The organism is Pseudomonas sp. OA65, from assembly GCF_017498305.1.
Taxonomy (GTDB): Bacteria; Pseudomonadota; Gammaproteobacteria; order Pseudomonadales; family Pseudomonadaceae; genus Aquipseudomonas; species Aquipseudomonas zanjanensis.
In genome coordinates, this window is record NZ_JAGDEZ010000045.1 from 23,711 (window position 1) to 46,220 (window position 22,510).

Genomic DNA, 22,510 nt, shown 5'->3' on the forward strand with positions numbered 1-22,510 from the left:
ACTACCACGCAGGCCACTAATTGCCTTTTGCTTGCATCAGGTGCGCATAGATGGCTTCGCGGCGCTCACCCAGCACGAGGCGAATCAGAGGATGATCGAGCCAGCGCTTGAGTTCGTGGTCTTGCAACGATTTTTTCAGGCGTTGTTCGACGTTTTCCAGGGCCTTTTCCCACCAGACCGGGGCGCAGGCCTGATCGAATTCGTTGGTATGGCGGTAGCAGCCATAGAGAATTTCGCGCATGAACTGGCGTTTATGGCTGGGCAGCCCGAGGGTGATGAACTTGTAGGCCAGACGCTGGAAGGTTGGCGGCCGGGGCAGGGTGGCGGTGACGAGTCCGGTTTCATCCAGTGCCTGCTGGCAAATCGGCGCGGTACGGTGTTTGTCGAGCCAGGCCTTGGTCTTGGCGCGGAACAACTGCTTGCGGCTCCAATAGTGGTGGATCAGGTCCGGGCACTCGCGCACCTGCACCGAGCGATAGGCCGCCACCGAAAGGCAGAATTCTTCCAGCGTGTAGGCGCCCTTCGCCAACGGATACAGTTCATCCATCAGGGCGATCGAACGGTCCAGGACTTCCGCGTCGACGCAGTTGAGGCCAATGACTCCGGAGTTCAACAAGGACATGTCGTCGTCCGCCAGTTGCCGTTGGCGCAGTGTGTCGGCCAGTGTCAGGTAAAGCCCGGCGTCCTTGTTGGCGCCATAAGTCATGCCAAAGGCATTGCACAGCAGTGTGCCGGGCTGGACGCGGCGAAACAGTTCGAGCGGTGAGCAATGGAAAAACGTGTCGGTGTCGATCAATAGCGCCACTTCGGCTTCTTCGAGTACTTTCTGCATCACCACGTGCTTGGCACGGAAGTGATACCCGTGGGGCTCGATCCAGGCCTGGCGGGTCTCATTGTCCAGCGGCCGCAAACGCACCGGAAGTCCTTCATACGGTGCGAGATTGTCAGTGAACACCTGGATATCCAGCGCTTCATGCGGCGTCTTGCGCAGGCCGGCCAACGCGCTGGCGATGCTGAACAACGCTTCTTGGTGGTAGGTTTCGGCCCCGTAGACCAGATAGATGAGTTGTGGGGTCTTTAGCCTGGGACCATTAGGCATCTACTGCAATCCTCCAGATGTTTTACTAAAAAAAAGGCCTTGGGTTTCGCCAAGGCCTCTTTGTACCGCCGCATTAAGTCATTTAACGTGGCAGTTTCAGGTTGTTCCATACCGCAAGGCTGGGCTCGGCCTGATTAAGGGTATAGAAATGCAGCCCCGGTGCACCACCTTGCAACAAACGCTCACACATTTGCGTGATGACGTCTTCGCCGAAGCTTTGGATGCTTGAGGAATCATCGCCATAGGCTTCCAGCTGTTTGCGGATCCAGCGTGGGATTTCCGCGCCGCAGGCGTCAGAGAAGCGCGCCAGCTTGCTGTAGTTGGTGATTGGCATAATTCCCGGCACGACCGGAATATCGACGCCCAGCTTGCGGATACGTTCGACGAAGTAGAAATAACTGTCGGCGTTGAAGAAATACTGGGTGATCGCGCTGTTGGCGCCAGCGTTGGCCTTGCGCACGAAGTTGTTTAGATCGTCTTCGAAATTGCGCGCTTGCGGGTGCATTTCCGGATACGCCGCCACTTCGATGTGGAAGTGATCGCCGGTTTCTTCACGAATGAAGCTCACCAGTTCATTGGCGTGGCGCAGCTCGCCGCTGGCCATGCCCATGCCCGACGGCAGGTCGCCACGCAGGGCAACGATGCGCTTGATGCCAGCGGCCTTGTACTGGGTCAACAGGCTGCGCAGGTCGTCCTTGCTGTCACCCACGCAGGACAGGTGCGGAGCGGCCGGGACTTTGACTTCGCTTTCGAGCTGCAACACGGTGTTCAGGGTGCGGTCACGGGTCGAGCCGCCGGCGCCGTAGGTGCAGGAGAAGAAGTCGGGGTTGTAGCTGGCCAACTGGCGGGCAGTGGCGATCAGTTTTTCATGCCCAGCATCGGTCTTCGTCGGGAAGAACTCGAAGCTGTAGCGACGGTCTTGGGACATGGAGGGGCCTCCAGCTAAAAGCTACAAGCTACAAGCTGCAAGAGGGCGGTGCGCCGAATTCTTGTGCTTAAGCTTGCAGCTCGCGGCTGCGTAATAGCGATGAAGAAGTAAGCCTTAAGCCTCAAGTCGCAAGTAAACAACCGTTCTTACTTGCAGCTTGAGGCTCAAAGCTCGCAGCTGCTGTCAGTACCTATAAGCGTGCGGCTTGAACGGGCCTTCGACGGTGACGCCGATGTAGTCAGCCTGTTGCTTGGTCAGTTGGGTGACCACGCCGCCGAAACCGCGGACCATTTCCAGGGCCACTTCTTCGTCGAGTTTCTTTGGCAACACTTCCACGGTCAGGCGCTCGGCTTTCTGGGCTGGCGACAGGTCGGCGTATTTCTGGCCGAACAGGAAGATCTGGGCCAGGACCTGGTTGGCGAACGAACCGTCCATGATGCGGCTTGGGTGACCGGTGGCGTTGCCCAGGTTCACCAGGCGGCCTTCGGCCAGCAGGATCAGGTAGTCGTCGTTCTGTGGGTCGAAGCTGCCAGCGCCGGTGCGGTGCACCTTGTGGACCTGCGGCTTCACTTCTTCCCATGCCCAGTTCTTGCGCATGAAAGCGGTGTCGATTTCATTGTCGAAGTGGCCGATGTTGCAGACCACGGCGCGCTTCTTCAGGGCCTTGAGCATGTTGGCATCGCAGACATTGACGTTGCCGGTGGTGGTCACGATCAGGTCGATCTTGCCCAGCAGGGCCTTGTCGATGCTGGCTTCGGTGCCGTCGTTGATCCCGTCGATGAACGGCGAAACCAGCTCGAAACCGTCCATGCAGGCCTGCATGGCGCAGATCGGGTCGACTTCGGACACCTTGACGATCATGCCTTCCTGGCGCAGGGACTGGGCCGAACCCTTGCCCACGTCACCGTAGCCGATCACCAGGGCCTGCTTGCCGGACAGCAAGTGGTCGGTGCCGCGCTTGATGGCGTCGTTGAGGCTGTGACGGCAGCCGTACTTGTTGTCGTTCTTGCTCTTGGTCACCGAGTCGTTGACGTTGATGGCCGGGATTTTCAGCTCGCCCTTGGCCAGCATGTCCAGCAGGCGGTGCACGCCGGTGGTGGTTTCTTCGGTCACGCCGTGGACCTTGTCCAGCACGGCCGGGTATTTCTTGTGCAGCAGCTCGGTCAGGTCGCCGCCGTCGTCGAGGATCATGTTGGTGTCCCATGGCTGGCCATCCTTGAGGATGGTCTGCTCCAGGCACCACTCGTACTCTTGCTCGGTCTCGCCTTTCCAGGCGAATACCGGGATGCCGGCGGCGGCGATGGCGGCAGCGGCCTGGTCCTGGGTTGAGAAGATGTTGCAGGACGACCAACGCACTTCGGCACCCAGGGCAACCAGGGTTTCGATCAGCACGGCGGTCTGGATGGTCATGTGGATGCAGCCGAGGATTTTTGCGCCCTTCAATGGCTGTTCGCCAGAGTACTTGCGGCGCAGACCCATCAGGGCTGGCATTTCGGATTCGGCGATGATGATTTCGCGACGGCCCCAGGCAGCCAGGGACATGTCGGCGACTTTGTAGTCGGAAAAAGCAGCAGGCGTGATGACAGCGCTCATGAAGAGCCTCCATTCGTAATGTATGCGAATGGGCGCCGTTGTGCGTTTAGTGTCCGCGCGGGTAGCCCCGTACAAACAACGCCCCATCCGAGCCTGACAGGTCGAGCCTGCTGCAGCGCCCCTCGGACAGGTGGCGGGACGGTCCAAAGGGTGGACCGGTAAAGCGGTGGCGATTATAACGGGCTAATCGGATCTTCCAAAAGGGTTTCTGTCGGCAAATCGAAATTGCCGATGATCGTCATAGGGGCCGCGACGTAGAGCCCGGCCGTGGGGTCTGCCATGATGCGGCAATCCATCGGCCAGACGCTCAGGAGTGCACATGAATTTCCACACCCGCAAATGGGTCAAGCCCGAAGACCTCAATCCCAACGGCACACTGTTCGGCGGCAGCCTGTTGCGCTGGATCGACGAGGAGGCGGCGATCTACGCGATCGTGCAGCTCGGCAACCAGCGCGTAGTCACCAAGTACATTTCGGAAATCAATTTCGTCAGCGCTTCGCGCCAGGGCGACATCATCGAGCTGGGCATCACCGCCACCGAGTTTGGTCGCACGTCCATCACCCTGACCTGCGAGGTGCGCAACAAAATCACCCGCAAGAGCATCCTGACGGTGGAAAAAATGGTCTTCGTCAACCTCGGTGAAGACGGCCTGCCCGCGCCTCATGGGCGGACCGAGATCAAGTACGTCAAGGACCAGTTCAAGGACGATGTCGTCGAGTGAGATCGGCGGCGCCCCTATCGCGAGCAGGCTCGCTCCCACAAGGGGCCCGGGTTGATCACCCGATTTGTGTTCATCCCCCATCCCCTTGTGGGAGCGGGCTTGCTCGCGAAGGCGGCTGCACATTCAGCCCCGATGCAAGCTGACCCGGCGCTTTCGCGAGCGAGCCCGCTCCCACATTATTTTGGGGTGATCACGGGATTTGTGTTCACCGCCGTCCCCCTGTGGGAGCGAGCCTGCTCGCGATAGCGGTTTCAGGCTGAGGTAACTGAACAGCGCTGGACGCCGCGTGTCGTAGGTACATCACGCCGCGGCTTCAGGAGCTGTATGGACACCCACAAAGAAGGCAAGACCCCTGACCTTTCGGCTCAGGAGCAGCACGAAGTCGACCGTAACCAGCCGCCGCGAGCGGCCGTGTTGCATGAAATCATCCGCACCCAGGGCAATCAGGAGCTGGAGCGCAGTATCGCTGCGCTCTGGTGGTCGGCCCTGGCGGCGGGTTTGACCATGGGGTTGTCGCTGATGGCGATGGGGTTGCTCAACTCTCGCCTGCCGGACCACGAAGGCTTCAAGGTGATCGCCAGTTTCGGCTACTGCGCCGGCTTTCTAGCGGTGATTCTCGCGCGCCAGCAATTGTTCACCGAAAACACCCTGACCGCCGTGCTGCCGATCATGAGCAAGCCGACTTTGGGCAATTTCGGTCGATTGTTCCGGTTATGGGGCGTGGTGCTGGTGGGCAACCTGTGCGGCACCTTGTTGGTGGCGTATGTGATGCTGCATCTGCCGATTTTTGACCGGCGCACCGATCTGGCCTTCCTGGAGATCGGTCGCAAGGTCATGGAGAACGACACTGGCCAGATGTTCGCCAAGGGCATCATTTCCGGTTGGATGATCGCCACCATGGTGTGGATGATTCCTTCCATGGAGAGCGCCAAGATGTGGATCATCATCCTGATCACCTATCTCATGGCGCTCGGGGACTTCACCCACATCGTCGTCGGCTCGGCCGAAGTGTCCTACCTGGTCTTTGCCGGGCAATTGTCCTGGGAGGATTTCTGGATGGTGTTCGCCGCGCCGACCCTGGCGGGGAACATCATCGGTGGCAGTTTTATTTTCGCCCTGATCAGCCACGCACAGGTGCGCAGCGAGACCAATACACCCCTCAGTCGGCAAGGCCTGCCGCCACGCCGCGATGACGCTGGCGATAAATAAAATACAACGCGGCCAGTACGGTCAGACCGCCCACCAAGGCGCCGGTCCACGGCAAATCCGCCAGGTCGGCGCCACTGCCCACCACCAAGCCACCCATCCAGGCCCCGGCTGCGTTGCCCAAGTTGAATGCACTCTGATTCAACGTAGAGCCGAGTTTAGGGGCTTCGTGGGCCTGGTCGATGATCAGCAATTGCAGGATCGGGCACAGGGCGAAGGCGAAGACGCCCCACAGCACCAGGGTGATCGCCGCCGGGATCACCGACCGGCTGGTCTGGCTGAACGCGGCCAGCACCAGCACCACGGCCAAGGCCATGCCCACCAGCGCAGGCAGCAAGCGCCGGTCGGCCAAGCGTCCGCCGAGGAAGCTGCCGGCCGTGAGGCCGACGCCGAACAACAGCAGCATGATGGTGATGCCATGGGGGCTGACACCGGTGATGTCCTGCAGGATCGGCGCGATGTAGGTGAACACGCTGAACAAACTGGTGGAGGCCAGCACGCTCATGCCCAGGGCAAGCAACACGTTGACCTTGCCCAGGACCTTGAATTCGCTGGCCAGGTTGGCCTTGTCCATGGGGATTTCCTTGGGCAGCCAGACCCATTGGGCAACGGCGGCGATCACCCCGATGATCGAGACCGCCCAGAAGGTCGAGCGCCAGCCGGCGTATTGACCCAGGGCCGTGCCCAACGGGACGCCCAGCACATTGGCCAGGGTCAAGCCGGTGAACATCATGGCAATCGCCTGGGCCCGTTTGTTCGGCGCCACCAGCCCGGCCGCCACCACCGATCCAATGCCAAAGAACGCGCCGTGACACAACGCAGTGATGACCCGGGCGGCCATCAGCGTGGTGTAGTTCGGCGCCAGGGCGCAGAGCACGTTGCCAAGGATAAACATCAGGGTCATGCCCAGCAGCGTGGCCTTGCGCGGCATGTTGGCGGTGCCGATCGCCAGGATCGGCGCGCCGAACACCACGCCCAGGGCGTAGCCGGTGATCAGCAGCCCGGCCTGGGGAATGCTCACGGCCAGGTCCCGGGCGACATCGGGCAACAGGCCCATGATGACGAATTCAGTCGTGCCGATGCCAAAAGCGGCAACGGCCAAAGCAAGCAAGGCGAGTGGCATGCGCAAGGTCTCTGTCTGTAATCTTGACGCCCGGATCAGGCATACGCATGCCGGCGCCCCGGTTCGAGTGAACGGGACAACAGCAAAATTATTGGTATTGGTGTATGCGCAACTGAGTGCGGCGTGATCGGTTTGCAGTATAAACGATAGCGAATCAATTCATGAGCCTTACTGGTGTAGGAGCTGACGAGTGCAACGAGGCTGCGATCTTTCCGCCGACAATTGAGTCTGAAGCGAAAGATCAAAAGATCGCAGCCTTCGGCAGCTCCTACGGGGCGGTGGGACAAGACAAGGAGCGTGCCGTGCTTGCAACGGCCTTAGTGTTGGTGGCGGCGCTGTTGCATGCGGCGTGGAATACGCTGATCAAATTCAGTGGCGAGCGTTTGCTGGTGGTGGCGTGCATGGACAGCGTCGCCCTGCTGTTCGTCGCGTTGGCCCTGGGTTTCGTGGCATGGCCGCCCTTGGAAATCTGGCCGTGGATCCTGGCATCGGCGGCGTTCGAGCTGTTGTACCGCTATTTGCTGATCCAGGCCTATCGGGTGGGTGACCTGGGATTGGTCTATCCACTGATGCGCGGTCTGTCGCCGCTGGTGGTGCTGGCCCTGACGTTTATTTTCGCCGGTGAAGCCCTGACGACCCAGCAGGTCATCGGTATCTTGCTGATCCCGTTCGGCATGCTTTGCCTGTTGTGGCAGGGCGGTGGCGGCGACCGGCTGCCTTGGTCGATGCTGCCGGTGGTGGCGCTGATCGGCCTGTGCATCGGCTGCTACACCTTTATCGACGGGCATGCTTTGCGGCGTTGGTCCCATCCGCTGGACTACCTGGTCTGGGTCACGCTGCTCAGCGCCTGGCCTTTCCCTTTACTGGCGCTGGTGAGCAAGCGGCCGGCGTTCATGCGGTTCTGGCGCGAACAGTGGCGACTGGGGTTGGCGGTCGGATTCTGCGTATTGTTCAGCTACGCTCTGGTGCTGTGGGCCATGCAACTGGGCTCGATCGCCGAAGCGGCGGCGCTGCGGGAGATCAGTGTGATCCTGGTGGTGCTGTTCGGTATGCGTTACCTGAAAGAACCTTTCGGTTTGCCGCGGCTCTTAGCTTGCGGGCTGGTGTTGGTTGGCATGCTGGTGATGAAGTTCTGACCGGGCCTGACGCTCGGTTTATATAAAACCCAAAAAGGAAAATGCGGTATGACAGTTGCCCTGTGGTGTGTATTGATTGCTTTTCTCCTGCCTTACCTGTGTATCGGGATCGCCAAGGCCGGTGGTAGATACCGGTTACGGGATAACCACGATCCCCGGGATTTTCTCGACTCGCTGGAAGGTGCTCCCCGGCGTGCCTTCGCCGCGCAACTGAACAGCTTTGAAATCAGCCCGTTCTTTGCCGCCGCCGTGATCGTCGCGCACCTGGCCGGCAACGCCGAACTGGTTACCATCAATGTGCTGGCGGTGCTGTTCATCACCAGCCGCCTGCTCTACATCATTTGCTATCTGGCGGACTGGGCGATTCTGCGGTCGCTGGTGTGGTTCGTGGGGTTGGGGTTGGTCCTGAGTTTCTTCTTTGTTTCGGTCTGAGCCTGGCTGGTGAGTTTCTGGCGTCTGTGCGGGCCTCTTCGCGAGCAAGCCCGCTCCCACAGTTGATCTCAGTGAACACAATATTTGTGAGCGACCTGAGATCAGTGTGGGAGCGGGCTTGCTCGCGATGAGGCCGGGACAATCACCACATCTCTTCAGGGATTGGCGGCGTTCGCCACCTGCGGCACTGACGGCAACGCCATGCCCTTGGGCCAGAGCATCCAGATCTGCCCCTGCTGCTTCATATCCCCCGCCAACTGTCCGGCCGCCTCGCCCGTGCCCCAGAACAGGTCCGCCCGCACTTCGCCGGTGATTGCACCGCCGGTGTCCTGGGCGGCGACGGGCCGGTTCAGGACGCTGCCGTCGGGGCGCGTAGTGGATAGCCACAACAGGCTGCCCAGTGGAATCACCTTGCGGTCCACCGCCACGCTGTAGCCGGCGGTCAGCGGTACGTTCAACGAGCCTCGCGGGCCTTCATTGCTGTCGGGGTTGCGGTTGAAGAACACGTAGCTGGGGTTGCTGCCGAGCAATTCGGGAATGCGCTTCGGGTTGGCCTTGGCCCAGGCACTGATGGTGCCCATGGTCACGTCTTCCTTCTTCAGCTCACCCTGTTCGACCAGCCAGCGGCCGATGGGGCGGTAAGGGTGGCCGTTCTGGTCGGCATAACCGATGCGCAGTTGGCGACCATCAGCGAGCTGAATGCGCCCTGAGCCCTGGATTTGCAGGAACTGCAGGTTCATGGGGTCGGTCAGCCAGGCAATGACCGGCGCCTTCACCCCGTTGGTTTCGATGGTGGCTGCATCGTCGTACGGCTTGAGCACCCGGCCTTCGAGGCGGCCGCGCAGGCGTTTGCCCTTGAGCTCAGGGTAGATGCTGTCCAGCGACACAATGATCATGTCTTCCGGCACACCGTAGACCGGGATATTCGCCGTGGCGGTCTGGGTGAGACTGCCGGGATAGACCGGCTCGTAGTAACCGGTGATCAGGCCGTTGGGGCTGTTGTCCCCCGAGCGCAGGCCATAGACATCCAGGTTCTGTTTCAGAAAGTTGCGTACCGCCACAGCCGTCTGCGGCACGTTGGCCGCCGCCGCGCAGGTCGCGGCCCACACCGCGTCGGCCTTGAGCCGGGTGCATGCGCTACGCCAGGAACCGAAACCGGCCAGCAGATCTGCATCGGACACCGTTGGCAACGCCTCCCAGGGGGCGCTGACGTAGGTGGCGAGGGCGTGGGTCTGCGGTTCCTCGACCTTCTCACCGCGATTGCAACCGGCCAACAGGGCGATCAGCGGTAGGGTCAATGCCAGGCCTTTGTGCCAGGGCTTGATGCGGCTGTTCATGAAGATTTCCTTTGCAGCCATTCGAGTACTGTCAGGCGCTCGAACAACCCGTATTGTTGATAAGGGCATTGGTCTTTACCGATGACCCGAGGATACTAATCGCCGTTTCCTGCCCCGAGGCCAAGATGTTTGTAAAACGATTTTCCATGGCCATGCTGGCCTGTCTGATGTTGTCCGCCTGTGGCGGCGTCGATCCCAATTCTCCCCTGGGCCAGCGCAAGACGATCTTCAAGCAGATGCTCAAGACCAACGAGGAACTGGGCGGTATGTTGCGTGGCCGAGTACCGTTTGACGGCGCACGTTTCGCCGAGGGTGCGGCACAACTGGATCAACTGTCCCATGCGCCGTGGAAACACTTCCCGCAAGTGCGCGAGCAAGACCACACCAGCGCCCGGGATGAAGTCTGGCAAAAACAGGCGCGCTTCCAGGAACTGGCCCGCAGCCTTGAGGCCGCCACCGGTGAGTTGGTGGTCGTCAGCAAGGTCCAGCCCTACCGGGCCAGCAACCTTGGGCCGGCGGTGCAGAAAGTCGAGGATGCGTGCAGTGCCTGTCATAAAGAGTTTCGGGATTATTGATGGTGGAGCAGTTGCAAGCTTCAAGCTGAAAGCTGCAAGTGTGGCGCTTTGAACTTGCAGCTTGCAGCTAGAAACTTGCAGCTAGAACCTACTTATCCAACTCATCCACCGCTTCCTGCAGCTCCTTGCGGGAGGCAGCCAGCTTGTCCTTGCGTTTGTTGATCCGCTCGGCATCGCCTTTCTTCATGGCCTTTTCCAAGTCGGCCTGACGCCGGCTGACTTCGTGCTTGGCATCGAGCACCTTGTTTTCACGCTCCTTGCGCAAGGAAGCATCGGTGCAATGGGTGGTGACTTCGTTCAACGCAGTTTCCAGACCCGCCTGTTGATCCTGATTGCCGCGGGACTTGGCCAGTTCGATCTGGTTGATGATGCCCTGGCGCTTGGCTGCGCAGCCGGTGAGTTCCGGGGTTTGTTCGTCCGCCATCAAAGGGGCGGCCATGGCGCTGCACAAAAGCAGGAGGGCAGCGGGGGACAGGAAATTCATAGCAACTCCGTAAAAAAAATCGCGAGCGGTCGGTGCAGGTGCGCTGTTGGAACGCATGCTTGCCCCTTGGGTTCAACCACACGGGCCTCGGATTAAAAACCGTCGATCCCGGCGATGCGTAATTCGTCACTCAAGGCCAGCACCTGCGGGTCGCGGAAAAAGGCGCTCAATTGCGCGGCGCGTCCGGGTCCGATGCCGGCTTCGGCTTGCCATTGTTCGGTACTGCGTTCGGCTAGCTTCTGCCACGGCCCTTCCAGCCGTGCCTGACCGCTGGGCGGCAGGCCCAGGGCCTTGAGCCATTGTCCGAACGGGCGTTGCCGGGCGCTGTCCAGGCTGGCAAGCAGACGGGCGCTACTGCGCTCGCCGAAGCCGCCAATGTTAGCAAGCTCGGCGGCATCGAGGGTCAACCAATCCAGTAATCCGTTGAGTCGACCGGCAGCCAGGAGTTTTTCCCAGGTGCCGGGGCCGACATGGGGCAGGGCGAGCCCGTGCTTGCCGCTGAGCCAGTTCAGGCGTGCGAGGAATTGGCTTTCACAACCGGGCGTCGCTCGCCAGCAACTCAGGAAGTGATGATCGCTCTCCACGGGGGCATTGACGTCCTGGCGTTCGAGGCTGCGCAATACCACCTCGTCGAGGCGTGGGATCGTCAGCCCGGCCAGGCTGATGGCGACCCGGTCGCCTGGGCGGATGTCCATTGCCTCCCAACGCTTGAGAGAACTGACGCTCACCCGGCGTATCCACCGGTCGTCGAGCCGGATGCGTTCAAGCTCCAGGACAGGGGTGATACGTCCGGTTCGACCGACCTTGAAGTGCACCTTGCGCACTTCGGCCAAAGCCTGGGCATACGGGTATTTCCAGGCCGCGCTCCAGAACGGCGCCCTGGCCTGCCAGCGGTCGGCGGGTGGGCGGCGGCTCTGGCGCAGAACGATTCCGTCGCTGGCGAAGGGCAACGGTGTGCGATACCAGTGGTCGCGCCAGCGCTCGGCATCGCTCAGTGCCCGGACAGGCTGGCTGTAGTCGCGGGTGTCGGCGAACCCCAGCTCACTCAGTGCGGTCATTCGCTCGGGCAGGGTGTCCGGTCCTTCAGGCCACTCCCAGACAAACAGGCCGACATAGATCCCGTCATGCACAGTCAAGCTGTCGCGCGCCATCAAACCCGCCATGATGCCGCGGGCGTTCACGCTGCCGCTGTTGGCTTGGACATGGTCCAGCAGCCGCCAGTACAGCTCGCCCTGGACGACCAGGTCTATGGGCTGGTGCAGTTGTTGCGGGATGGCGCCGATCTTGCGCGCATTTGTGGTCCAGTCATGCCCCTGGACACCATCGCCGCGGCTGATCGCCTGGTGCAGGCGGCCCTTGCGGTAAACCAGGGAGACCGCCACGCCATCGATCTTCGGTTGCGCCCAGACATCCTCCCGACCCTGCAGCCAAGCCTCCACGGCGTCGGCATCCTTGAGTTTTTCCAGGCCGGTATGGACGATGGGGTGTGGCACCTTTCCGCCCGCCGAGCGCAGGGGATCATCGGGCGCCGCGAGATGGAAGCAACCGCGCCATTGGCCCAACTGGTTGCGGGACTGGTCATAAAGTTCATCGGCCACCAGCGTCTGGCCGAGGCGGTGGTAACTGTCGTCCCAGGTGTCGATCTGCTGTTGCAGTGCGGCGATCTCGGCCTGGGCACGTTCAACAGGCCAGTCGGGACAGGGCGCAGCAACCGCGGGAATAGCGATGAAGACGAAACAGGCGAGGGCATGCAGGTACGGTGGCATCGAAGCATCCTTGCTTGGTTGAGTACCTGAAGGCTAGTCAGTGTCTTGATCGTTGCGAGGCCCGGAGCGTTACCGGATTTTGCGGCGACTGATGGCTAAATCGCGGCGGTACAGTCCGACGCGATTTAGCCGCGCAACTGTCCCTTGAACCCCTCGATGACCGGTGCAGAATGAACCTTCGATTCGCCTCCGCCTGGAACGCTCGAATGGACCTGTCGACCCTCGCTGTTTTCATTCCGGCCTGCTTTGCGCTGAACATGGCGCCGGGGCCGAACAACCTGCTCTCCATCAGTAACGCCTCGCGTTATGGCTTCGTCCGGGCGTGCAGCGGCGGCATCGGTCGGTTGCTGGCATTCGCGATCATGATCGCCCTGGCCGCGGTGGGGCTTACCGCCGTGTTGCACACTTCGGAGCTGCTATTCCTGGGGATCAAGCTCGTCGGTGCCGGATACCTGTTCTACCTGGCCGTGCAGTTGTGGCGGGCCCGGCCCGAGGGCGACGACAACGAAGCCGGGCTCGCCTCGATGAGCCGAGCCGGCCTGGCACGCCAGGAGTTCCTGGTGGCGATCGGGAATCCGAAGGCGATCCTGTTGTTTACTGCGTTCCTGCCGCAATTCGTCGACCGTACCGGCACCGTCACCCAGCAATTCGCCGTGCTGGGTGGCTTGTTCCTGGTGCTGGAGTGCATCGCCATCGGCCTGTATTGCTACATGGGCATTTACGCGCGACGGCTGTTTGCCCGGCCCAGCGGTAAGCGCCTGTTTAACCGGATGTGTGCAGGGCTGCTCGCCAGCGCGGCTTCGTTTTTGTTGGTGGCACGACGGGCTTGAACGCCATGGCGAGGGGGGTGTGGGAGCAAGGCTTGCCCGCGATACAGGCGCCTCGTTACCGCAGGGACCGTGTTGTCCTCATCGCGGGCAAGCCTTGCTCCCACAATAAATTCCGTCGCCATAAGAGCCTGGCATGACTTTGTTCTCTAAGTAGCCAAGACACCATGCATGAAAAAGCCCCTGGCGACCGAGTCGCCAGGGGCTTTTTTACAGGCGGGTATTACAGGCCGGCAGCGGCGCGCAGGGCGTCGGCGCGGTCGGTTTTTTCCCAGGTGAACGTGGTGAAGGTGTCGTCACCCACGGTCTTGGTCTGTGGCGTGCGACCGAAGTGGCCGTAGGCAGCAGTGTCCTGGTACATCGGGTGCAGCAGGTCGAGCATCTTGGTGATGGCGTACGGACGCAGGTCGAACACTTCACGGACCAGGTTGATGATCTTGTCATCGCCGATCTTGCCGGTGCCGAAGGTGTTCAGCGAAATCGACGTAGGCTGGGCCACGCCAATGGCGTAGGACACCTGGATCTCGCAGCGCTCGGCCAGGCCGGCGGCCACGATGTTCTTGGCGACATAACGACCGGCATAGGCGGCCGAACGGTCAACCTTCGATGGGTCCTTGCCGGAGAACGCGCCGCCGCCGTGACGGGCCATGCCGCCGTAGCTGTCGACGATGATCTTGCGACCGGTCAGGCCGCAGTCGCCCACCGGGCCGCCGATGATGAACTGGCCGGTCGGGTTGATGTGGAACTGGGTATCCTTGGATAGCAATTCGGCAGGCAGCACGTGCTTGACGATCAGTTCCATCACACCTTCGCGCAGGTCTTTGTAGGACACATCAGGGTTGTGCTGGGTCGACAGGACGACAGCGTCGATGCCGACCACCTTGCCGCCTTCGTAACGGCAGGTCACCTGGGACTTGGCATCCGGGCGCAACCACGGCAGCAGGCCTGATTTACGAGCCTCGGCCTGGCGCTGGACCAACTGGTGCGAGAAGGTGATCGGGGCCGGCATCAGCACGTCGGTCTCGTTGCTGGCGTAGCCGAACATCAGGCCCTGGTCGCCAGCGCCCTGATCCTCAGGCTTGGCCCGATCAACGCCCTGGTTGATGTCGGGGGACTGCTTGCCGATGATGTTCATCACGCCGCAGGTCGCGCCGTCGAAGCCGACGTCGGAGCTGTCGTAGCCAATGCCCAGGATGACGTCGCGGACGATCTGTTCCAAGTCGACCCAGGCCGAGGTGGTGACTTCGCCGGCGATGATCGCCACGCCCGTTTTCACCAGAGTCTCGCACGCCACGCGGGCGAACTTGTCTTCAGCAATGATGGCGTCCAGCACCGCATCAGAAATCTGGTCGGCGATTTTGTCCGGATGCCCTTCAGACACGGACTCGGAGGTGAAAAGGGAGTATTCGCTCATCTCGATGTTTTCCTACAAGTTACCGTTGGTGAGTGTCGCCAGTGGGCCGCTGAAAGTGGCGAACCTGGATCTGGAAACCATTACGTAAGCCTACATAGAGGCTTTCCCCGGGCACGAGGCCCGCTGTGGTGGCCCAGCGGGCCAGGTCGTCTTGTTCAAAGCCGAGCCAGAGATCGCCGCAGGCTTCCCTCGCCCAACTCTGGTTGTGGCTGCATAACTCGGTCACCAGCAGGCTGCCGCCCGGTTGCAGCAGGCCGGCCATGTGCTTGAGTGCCTCGGCCGGCGCGGCGAAATGGTGCAGCACCATATTCAATACAACGCAGTCAGCCTGCAGGTTCATGCCATCCAGTGCATCGGCCAGTTGCAGGCGGACGTTAGCCAGGGCCTCGCGCTCGCAGACCTGGCGCGCCAGTTCGAGCATGGCCGGGCTGTTGTCCAGCGCCGTCACTTGGCTGAAGCGTCGCGCCAGCTCTGGCAGGAACGCACCGTCGCCGGGGCCGACTTCGATCGCCGTGGCCGTGGGCTCGAAACTCAATTTATCGAGCAGTGCCACGACGCTTTCGCGGTATTGCGGCAGTCCGGCGATCAGGTCTTGCTGGGCGCGAAACTTCTCGGCGACCCGTGCGAAGAAGTCCTGGCTGGCAGCGGCCCGTTGGCCGTGTACCTGGGCGATGCGAGCCTGCACGTCGCTCGGCAGGGCCAGCGCGTCCACTTCGTCCAGCAGCGCCGCGTGCAGCTTGCCGCCCAACAGGTCGGTGTGGGGCAGGGCGCGGCGATAGAAGATGGCGTTGCCTTCCCGGCGGGTCGCCACCAGGTCGGCCTGGGCCAGGACCTTGAGGTGGTGGCTCATGCCGGACTGACCGATGCCGAAGATCTGCGCCAGTTCCAGCACGCCGAACGAATCGTTGGCCAGGGCGCGCAATACATTGAGCCGCAACGGATCGCCGCCGGCCTTGCAAAGGGCCGCCAGTTCATCGCAGTCGTCATGGCGAATGGTGGGCGCGGGTAAGTTCATGAGCGGCAGTCTAGTGAGGGGTTTGGATCGCCGCAAGGTCAATATCAAAAAGTTTTGATATTGGTGGATAAATGGCACTTCCCAACCCGTGCTTGACTCTACAACCCATCAGCGGAAAGGTTTCACCTGGCGAATGCGACTTTATCCACCGGAAAAACGCTCATGGATGACTATCTGTCATTGCCCCGGGGCGGGTGGGTGAGGGAAAATGCTCGCCTTTTTCAGTTTCGTTTTATTCATTCTCGATTCAATACCCGCAGGAGAACAGCGATGCCCAGCCGTCGTGAGCGTGCCAATGCCATTCGTGCCCTCAGCATGGATGCCGTGCAGAAAGCCAACAGCGGCCATCCCGGTGCCCCCATGGGTATGGCGGATATCGCCGAGGTGCTTTGGCGCGACTACCTCAAGCACAGCCCGAGCAACCCAGCCTTCGCCGACCGTGACCGTTTCGTGTTGTCCAACGGCCACGGTTCGATGTTGATCTACTCGCTGCTGCACCTGACCGGCTATGACCTGTCGATCGATGACCTGAAGAACTTCCGCCAACTGCACAGCCGCACCCCGGGCCACCCGGAATACGGCTACACCCCAGGCGTGGAAACCACCACCGGTCCATTGGGCCAGGGCCTGGCCAACGCCGTGGGTTTTGCCCTGGCGGAAAAAGTCCTGGCCGCGCAATTCAACCGTCCCGGCCATAACGTCGTCGATCACCACACCTACGTATTCCTGGGTGATGGCTGCATGATGGAAGGTATTTCCCATGAAGTCGCCTCCCTGGCCGGCACCCTGGGCCTGGACAAGCTGATCGCGTTCTACGACGACAACGGCATCTCCATCGATGGCGAAGTCGAAGGCTGGTTCACCGACGACACCCCCAAGCGCTTCGAAGCCTACAACTGGCTGGTGATCCGCAACGTCGACGGCCACGATCCGGAAGAGATCAAGATCGCCATCGAGACGGCCCGCAAAAGCGCGCAGCCAACCCTGATCTGCTGCAAGACCACCATCGGTTTCGGTTCGCCGAACAAGCAGGGCAAGGAAGACTGCCATGGCGCCCCGCTGGGCGCCGAGGAAATCGCCTTGACCCGCGCCGCGCTGAAGTGGGAACACGGTCCGTTCGAAATCCCGGCGGACATCTATGCCGAATGGGACGCCAAGGAAAAAGGCCGCGCCCTCGAAGCCGAGTGGGACCAGCGTTTCGCGGCCTATTCCGCCGAATTCCCTGAGCTGGCCAACGAGCTGGTGCGTCGCCTCAGCGGCGAGCTGCCGGCCGACTTCGCCGAAAAAGCCTCGGCGTACATCGCTGAAGTCGCGGCCAAGGGCGAAACCATCGCCAGCCGTAAGGCCAGCCAGAACACCCTGAACGCCTTTGGCCCGTTGCTGCCGGAACTGCTGGGCGGTTCCGCCGACCTGGCCGGTTCCAACCTGACCCTGTGGAAAGGTTGCAAGGGTGTCAGCGCCGAAGACGCCAGCGGCAACTACATGTACTACGGCGTTCGCGAGTTCGGCATGAGCGCGATCATGAACGGCGTCGCGTTGCACGGCGGCCTGGTGCCTTACGGCGCCACCTTCCTGATGTTCATGGAATATGCCCGCAACGCCGTGCGCATGTCGGCGCTGATGAAAAAACGCATCCTGTATGTGTTCACCCACGACTCCATTGGCCTGGGCGAAGACGGCCCGACGCACCAGCCGATCGAGCAACTGGCGAGCCTGCGTTGCACGCCGAACCTGGACACCTGGCGTCCCTGCGATGCCGTGGAATCTGCGGTGGCCTGGAAATACGCCATCGAGCGTAACGACGGCCCGTCGGCGCTGATCTTCTCCCGTCAGAATCTGCAGCACCAGAACCGCGGTGCCGACCAGATCGGCGACATCGCGCGCGGCGGCTACGTGCTCAAGGATTGCATTGGCGAGCCTGAGCTGATCCTGATCGCCACCGGCTCCGAAGTCGGCCTGGCCGTCCAGGCCTACGACAAGCTGACCGAGCAGGGCCGCAACGTGCGCGTGGTGTCCATGCCGTGCACCAGCGTGTTCGACGCCCAGGATGCCGGCTACAAACAAGCGGTATTGCCGCTGCAGGTCAGTGCGCGGATCGCCATCGAGGCTGCTCACGCCGATTACTGGTACAAGTACGTGGGCCTGGAAGGCCGCGTGATCGGCATGACCACCTACGGCGAATCGGCACCTGCGCCGGCGCTGTTCGAGGAATTCGGCTTCACCCTGGAAAACATCCTGGGTCAGGCGGAAGAGCTGCTGGAAGACTGATCCGAAAGTTGCGTCGCCTGGGCTGACGCCTTCGCGAGCAAGCCCGCTCCCACATTTGGAATGCAATCTCATGTGGGAGCGGGCTTGCTCGCGAAGGCGGTGGCTCAGGCAACACTGAGCTGAAGGATTCACCACGCCAATCGAGAACCCCATGCCCCAACCGCGTCCCTACAAAGTTGCACTCAACGGCTACGGCCGCATTGGTCGTTGCGTCTTGCGTGCGTTGTTCGAGCGAGGGGCCAAGGCCGGTTTCGAAATCGTGGCGATCAACGACCTGGCCGACATGGCCAGCATCGAATACCTGACACGCTTTGACTCCACCCACGGCCGGTTCCCCGGCGAAGTGCGGGTCGAGGGCGATTGTCTGCATATTAATGGTGACTGCGTGAAAGTCCTGCGCAGCGCCACCCCCGAAGGCATCGATTGGGCGTCCCTGGACGTCGATCTGGTGCTCGAGTGTTCCGGTGCCTACCACACCCGCGAAGACGGCCAGCGTTTTCTCGCTGCCGGCGCGCCACGGGTGCTGTTCTCCCAGCCGATGGCCAGCGAAGCGGATGTCGACGCCACCATCGTCTATGGCGTCAATCAGGATTGCCTGAGCGGCGAAGAGCTGCTGGTGTCCAACGCCTCCTGCACCACCAACTGCGGTGTGCCGCTGTTGCGCCTGCTGGACCAGGCCATTGGCCTGGAATACGTGTCGATCACCACCATCCACTCGGCGATGAACGACCAACCGGTGATCGACGCCTATCACCATGAGGATTTGCGCCGCACTCGTTCGGCGTTCCAATCGGTGATCCCGGTGTCCACTGGTCTGGCGCGCGGCATCGAACGGCTGCTGCCGGAACTTGCCGGGCGAATTCAGGCCAAAGCCGTGCGGGTGCCGACGGTCAACGTGTCCTGCCTCGACATTACGATGCAGACCGTGAGCGATACCGACGCTACCGAGGTCAACCGGATCCTGCGCGAAGCCGCCACCAGCGGCCCGCTCAAAGGCCTCCTGGCCTACACCGAGTTGCCTCACGCCAGTTGTGATTTTAATCATGACCCTCATTCGGCCATTGTCGATGCCAGCCAGACCCGTGTTTCCGGGCCGCGGCTTGTGAACATCCTGGCCTGGTTCGACAACGAATGGGGGTTCGCCAACCGAATGCTGGACGTTGCCGAGCATTACCTGCAAACCGCTTCGAAAAAACCTGCTCTCTAAACAGTTACCCAGGAATTGCGACCCATGACCGTGTTGAAGATGTCCGACCTCGATCTGCAAGGTAAGCGCGTACTGATCCGCGAAGACCTCAACGTCCCCGTCAAGGACGGTGTTGTCACCAGCGACGCGCGTATCCTGGCTTCGCTGCCGACCATCAAGCTGGCCTTGGAAAAAGGCGCGGCCGTGATGGTTTGCTCCCACCTGGGTCGTCCGACCGAAGGCGAGTTCTCGGCGGAAAACAGCCTCAAGCCTGTGGCTGACTACCTGAGCAAGGCCTTGGGCCGCGAAGTGCCGCTAGTGGCCGATTACCTGGGCGGCGTCGACGTCAAGGCCGGCGACGTGGTGCTGTTCGAAAACGTGCGCTTCAACAAGGGCGAGAAAAAGAACGCCGACGAGTTGGCCCAGCAATACGCCGCCCTGTGCGACGTGTTTGTGATGGACGCCTTTGGCACCGCTCACCGCGCCGAAGGCTCGACCCATGGCGTGGCGAAGTTCGCCAAGGTCGCCGCCGCAGGTCCCTTGCTGGCCGCCGAACTGGACGCATTGGGCAAGGCCCTGGGTTCGCCGGCCCAGCCAATGGCTGCCATTGTTGCCGGCTCCAAGGTCTCCACCAAGCTGGACGTGCTCAACAGCCTGAGCCAGGTCTGCAACCAGTTGATCGTCGGCGGCGGCATCGCCAACACCTTCCTCGCTGCCGCCGGTCACCCGGTCGGTAAATCCCTGTACGAGCCGGACCTGCTGGACACCGCGCGGGAAATCGCCGCCAAGGTCAGCGTCCCGTTGCCGGTGGACGTGGTTGTGGCCAAGGAATTCGCAGAAAGCGCCACCGCCACCGTCAAGCTGATCGCTGACGTAGCCGAGGACGACATGATTCTCGATATCGGCCCGCAAACCGCAGCCAACTTCGCCGAACTGCTGAAATCCTCCCAGACGATCCTGTGGAACGGTCCGGTTGGCGTGTTCGAGTTCGACCAGTTCGGCAACGGCACCAAGGTGCTGGCCCAAGCCATCGCCGAAAGCGCGGCGTTCTCCATCGCCGGTGGCGGCGACACCCTGGCAGCCATCGATAAATATGGCGTGGCCGCACAGATCTCCTACATTTCCACCGGTGGCGGCGCATTCCTCGAATTCGTCGAAGGTAAAGTGCTGCCTGCCGTGGAAGTCCTGGAAAGCCGGGCCAAGGCCTGACGCTGCGTTGACCAGGCAAAGGAGTGTTCTGATGGTCAAGACGATCCCGTTGCTGCTGGCGGCGACGATGCTGGTGGCTTGCTCAAGCAGCCCGGAGGCCCCGGCCCCGCAAACCGGCACGCCGACGCCCGAAGGAGGCTGCTACCAGGCCGACTGGCAGGCCGAGACCAACCCGGTGCTGAACAAGCGTTCCGGACCGGACGGACTGGACAAATACGAGACGCAAACCCCGGTCAAGGAACATGGTTGTCCTTGACGGGTCTGACACTTAACTCATGGCGGGCGGCTTATTCCGTCCGTCGAGGAACACGGATGAAAGGCTTGATCGCCGTCGTGGCGTTGGCATTGCTGGCCGGTTGTTCGCAACTGGGTTTTTTGCAGTCGTCCGAACCTGTTTCAGAGGGCTGGACAAGCTGGACCTGTGACAGCGAGGCCAAAGTGCTCTGGCGCTACACCGATGCCGGCCGCAAGGCAGTCGATGTACGCCTGGGCGGCGCCGATAAGGTGTATCGCCTAACGCTTGAGCCGGGCGCCGAAGGTTCGCTGTACAGCGACGACATGCTGGCGTTTCACGTCAAGGGTGAGGAAGGCCTGGTGTACTGGGTCGCCACCAATGACTTGATTGGGCGTGGCTGCAAGGCCGAGTGATTCACTGAGATTCAATGTGGGAGCGGGCTTGCTCGCGAATGCGGCGGGTCAGCTTGCATCTTTGCTGAGTGTGAAGCCGCATTCGCGAGCAAGCCCGCTCCCACAGGGGCCTCCATATGTTTTGAGATTTTGCTGCATCGAACACGCAGCTCGGGCCGACCCCCGATCCGCAATGACTTGAATAGCCGCCGCCGCTCCGGCAGGCTGGCACGATTAACGACCCTCGACCGGGAGAGAGACACAATGGCACTTATCAGCATGCGTCAGATGCTGGACCACGCAGCCGAGTTCGGCTACGGCGTTCCAGCCTTTAACGTCAACAACCTTGAGCAGATGCGCGCCATCATGGAAGCCGCTGACAAGACTGACTCTCCAGTGATCGTCCAGGCTTCGGCCGGTGCCCGTAAATACGCCGGCGCGCCGTTCCTGCGTCACCTGATCCTGGCGGCGATCGAAGAATTCCCGCACATCCCGGTGTGCATGCACCAGGACCACGGCACCAGCCCGGACGTCTGCCAGCGCTCCATCCAACTGGGCTTCAGCTCGGTAATGATGGACGGCTCCCTCGGCGAAGACGGCAAGACCCCGACCGATTACGAATACAACGTACGCGTCACCCAGCAGACCGTCGCCATGGCCCACGCCTGCGGCGTGTCGGTGGAAGGTGAGTTGGGTTGCCTGGGTTCTTTGGAAACCGGCATGGCCGGTGAAGAAGACGGCATCGGCGCCGAAGGCGTGCTGGACCACAGCCAGATGCTGACCGACCCCGAAGAAGCCGCGGACTTCGTAAAGAAAACCCAGGTCGACGCCCTGGCCATCGCCATCGGCACCAGCCACGGCGCCTACAAGTTCACCAAGCCACCTACCGGCGACGTGTTGGCCATCGACCGCATCAAGGAAATCCACAAGCGCATTCCCAACACCCACTTGGTGATGCACGGTTCTTCGTCGGTGCCGCAGGAGTGGCTGGCGATCATCAACCAGTACGGTGGCGACATCAAGGAAACCTACGGTGTGCCGGTTGAGGAGATCGTCGAAGGTATCAAGTATGGCGTGCGCAAGGTCAACATCGACACTGACTTGCGTTTGGCTTCGACTGGTGCGATGCGTCGGTTGATGGCGACCAATCCTAGCGAGTTTGATCCGCGTAAGTTCTTTGGTGCGACTGTGACTGCGATGCGGGATGTGTGTATTGCGCGTTATGAGGCGTTTGGTACGGCGGGTAATGCTTCCAAGATCAAGCCGATCTCTCTGGAGGCTATGTATCAGCGGTATTTGAAGGGTGAGTTGAACGCTAAGGTTAATTGATGGTTTAGCGTTGTTAGAAAACCCGCAGTGATGCGGGTTTTTTTATGTTTTGGATTTGTGTGTAGATCCGTTTTTTTTGTAACGGCTACTTATGGTTCCGCCCTTACGGCGGCTCACTTTTGAAGAGCGCAAAAGTAAGCAAAACGCTTTTGCCCCACCACTCGGTGCCTCGCTAGGGCTCGGCATGCCCTCACTCCGGCATTGCTCCGTGGGCCGCCGCGAAGGGCCATCCATG

Annotated in this window: 21 protein-coding genes and 1 riboswitch; of the genes, 12 read left to right on the top strand and 9 right to left on the bottom strand. The window is 61.3% G+C overall.

Translation table 11 applies throughout. From position 1 onward, the window contains the following. Window positions 1-16: 16 nt before the first annotated feature. The 3 genes from J3361_RS25345 to ahcY form a co-directional block, all read right to left on the bottom strand. Window positions 17-1,099: a hypothetical protein gene (locus J3361_RS25345; RefSeq protein ID WP_207966851.1), complete on the bottom strand. Its 1,083-nt coding sequence runs from the start codon at window positions 1,097-1,099 to the stop codon at window positions 17-19. A gap of 82 nt (window positions 1,100-1,181) precedes the next feature. Further along, window positions 1,182-2,027: a methylenetetrahydrofolate reductase [NAD(P)H] gene (gene metF, locus J3361_RS25350; RefSeq protein ID WP_207966852.1), complete on the bottom strand. Its 846-nt coding sequence runs from the start codon at window positions 2,025-2,027 to the stop codon at window positions 1,182-1,184. 183 nt (window positions 2,028-2,210) lie between these two features. Beyond that, on the bottom strand, window positions 2,211-3,620 hold the full coding sequence (gene ahcY, locus J3361_RS25355) for an adenosylhomocysteinase (RefSeq protein ID WP_207966853.1): 1,410 nt from the start codon (window positions 3,618-3,620) through the stop codon (window positions 2,211-2,213). A 23-nt stretch (window positions 3,621-3,643) separates the two neighbouring features. After that, window positions 3,644-3,750: riboswitch (S-adenosyl-L-homocysteine riboswitch) on the bottom strand. A 189-nt stretch (window positions 3,751-3,939) separates the two neighbouring features. Here ahcY and J3361_RS25360 point away from each other — a divergent pair. Both J3361_RS25360 and J3361_RS25365 read left to right on the top strand, forming a co-directional pair. Further along, on the top strand, window positions 3,940-4,341 hold the full coding sequence (locus J3361_RS25360) for a hotdog domain-containing protein (protein ID WP_072346269.1): 402 nt from the start codon (window positions 3,940-3,942) through the stop codon (window positions 4,339-4,341). Window positions 4,342-4,665: 324 nt separating this feature from the next. Next, window positions 4,666-5,550, top strand: coding sequence for a formate/nitrite transporter family protein (locus J3361_RS25365; RefSeq protein WP_207966854.1), 885 nt, complete (start codon window positions 4,666-4,668; stop codon window positions 5,548-5,550). Here J3361_RS25365 and J3361_RS25370 read toward each other — a convergent pair. Then, a complete protein-coding gene (locus J3361_RS25370; RefSeq protein WP_207966855.1) occupies window positions 5,501-6,670 on the bottom strand; it encodes an MFS transporter in 1,170 nt (389 codons plus the stop codon). The two genes, J3361_RS25365 and J3361_RS25370, sit on opposite strands and share 50 nt — an antisense overlap. Before the next feature lie 302 nt (window positions 6,671-6,972). Here J3361_RS25370 and J3361_RS25375 point away from each other — a divergent pair, with 302 nt between their 5' ends. Both J3361_RS25375 and J3361_RS25380 read left to right on the top strand, forming a co-directional pair. Continuing rightward, the gene (locus tag J3361_RS25375) at window positions 6,973-7,806 is read left to right on the top strand and encodes an EamA family transporter (protein ID WP_207966856.1); all 834 of its coding nucleotides are present in this window, start codon (window positions 6,973-6,975) and stop codon (window positions 7,804-7,806) included. A gap of 48 nt (window positions 7,807-7,854) precedes the next feature. After that, window positions 7,855-8,238: an MAPEG family protein gene (locus J3361_RS25380; protein WP_207966857.1), complete on the top strand. Its 384-nt coding sequence runs from the start codon at window positions 7,855-7,857 to the stop codon at window positions 8,236-8,238. Between the two features lie 155 nt (window positions 8,239-8,393). Here J3361_RS25380 and J3361_RS25385 read toward each other — a convergent pair whose 3' ends face one another. Next, window positions 8,394-9,575 (bottom strand): MltA domain-containing protein, encoded by a 1,182-nt coding sequence (locus tag J3361_RS25385; RefSeq protein WP_207966858.1) that lies wholly within the window; start codon window positions 9,573-9,575, stop codon window positions 8,394-8,396. Between the two features lie 125 nt (window positions 9,576-9,700). Here J3361_RS25385 and J3361_RS25390 point away from each other — a divergent pair, with 125 nt between their 5' ends. Further along, complete coding sequence (locus J3361_RS25390) at window positions 9,701-10,150, top strand: cytochrome c (protein ID WP_207966859.1); 450 nt, start codon at window positions 9,701-9,703, stop codon at window positions 10,148-10,150. Between the two features lie 88 nt (window positions 10,151-10,238). Here the strand turns inward: J3361_RS25390 and J3361_RS25395 are convergent, their stop codons facing one another. Together J3361_RS25395 and ligB are read right to left on the bottom strand one after the other, a co-directional pair. Next, complete coding sequence (locus J3361_RS25395; RefSeq protein ID WP_186707092.1) at window positions 10,239-10,634, bottom strand: DUF1090 domain-containing protein; 396 nt, start codon at window positions 10,632-10,634, stop codon at window positions 10,239-10,241. A gap of 92 nt (window positions 10,635-10,726) precedes the next feature. Further along, a complete protein-coding gene (gene ligB / locus J3361_RS25400; protein WP_207966860.1) occupies window positions 10,727-12,400 on the bottom strand; it encodes an NAD-dependent DNA ligase LigB in 1,674 nt (557 codons plus the stop codon). Window positions 12,401-12,606: 206 nt separating this feature from the next. Between ligB and J3361_RS25405 the strand changes: the two genes are divergently transcribed. Beyond that, a complete protein-coding gene (locus J3361_RS25405; RefSeq protein ID WP_207966866.1) occupies window positions 12,607-13,230 on the top strand; it encodes a LysE family translocator in 624 nt (207 codons plus the stop codon). Between the two features lie 220 nt (window positions 13,231-13,450). On the opposite strand, the gene metK is transcribed toward J3361_RS25405, so the two are convergent. Continuing rightward, window positions 13,451-14,641, bottom strand: a complete 1,191-nt coding sequence (gene metK / locus J3361_RS25410; protein ID WP_186729192.1) for a methionine adenosyltransferase — start codon at window positions 14,639-14,641, stop codon at window positions 13,451-13,453. 19 nt (window positions 14,642-14,660) lie between these two features. Next, entirely contained in the window at window positions 14,661-15,656 is a 996-nt protein-coding gene (locus tag J3361_RS25415) for a metalloregulator ArsR/SmtB family transcription factor (protein WP_207966861.1), read from the bottom strand. 270 nt (window positions 15,657-15,926) lie between these two features. Between J3361_RS25415 and tkt the strand changes: the two genes are divergently transcribed. The 6 genes from tkt (at window position 15,927) to fba (ending at window position 22,275) form a co-directional block, all read left to right on the top strand. Beyond that, the gene (tkt, locus tag J3361_RS25420; protein WP_207966862.1) at window positions 15,927-17,924 is read left to right on the top strand and encodes a transketolase; all 1,998 of its coding nucleotides are present in this window, start codon (window positions 15,927-15,929) and stop codon (window positions 17,922-17,924) included. Window positions 17,925-18,075: 151 nt separating this feature from the next. Next, window positions 18,076-19,131, top strand: a complete 1,056-nt coding sequence (gene epd, locus J3361_RS25425) for an erythrose-4-phosphate dehydrogenase (protein ID WP_053126135.1) — start codon at window positions 18,076-18,078, stop codon at window positions 19,129-19,131. Window positions 19,132-19,155: 24 nt separating this feature from the next. After that, window positions 19,156-20,319: a phosphoglycerate kinase gene (locus J3361_RS25430; protein WP_207966863.1), complete on the top strand. Its 1,164-nt coding sequence runs from the start codon at window positions 19,156-19,158 to the stop codon at window positions 20,317-20,319. A 31-nt stretch (window positions 20,320-20,350) separates the two neighbouring features. Continuing rightward, entirely contained in the window at window positions 20,351-20,575 is a 225-nt protein-coding gene (locus tag J3361_RS25435; RefSeq protein ID WP_207966864.1) for a hypothetical protein, read from the top strand. 56 nt (window positions 20,576-20,631) lie between these two features. Then, window positions 20,632-20,967 carry an MliC family protein gene (locus tag J3361_RS25440; protein ID WP_207966865.1) on the top strand — a complete coding sequence of 112 codons (336 nt, stop codon included), beginning with the start codon at window positions 20,632-20,634 and terminating at the stop codon, window positions 20,965-20,967. Between the two features lie 243 nt (window positions 20,968-21,210). Then, window positions 21,211-22,275, top strand: a complete 1,065-nt coding sequence (gene fba / locus J3361_RS25445) for a class II fructose-bisphosphate aldolase (RefSeq protein WP_003177554.1) — start codon at window positions 21,211-21,213, stop codon at window positions 22,273-22,275. Window positions 22,276-22,510: the final 235 nt, after the last annotated feature.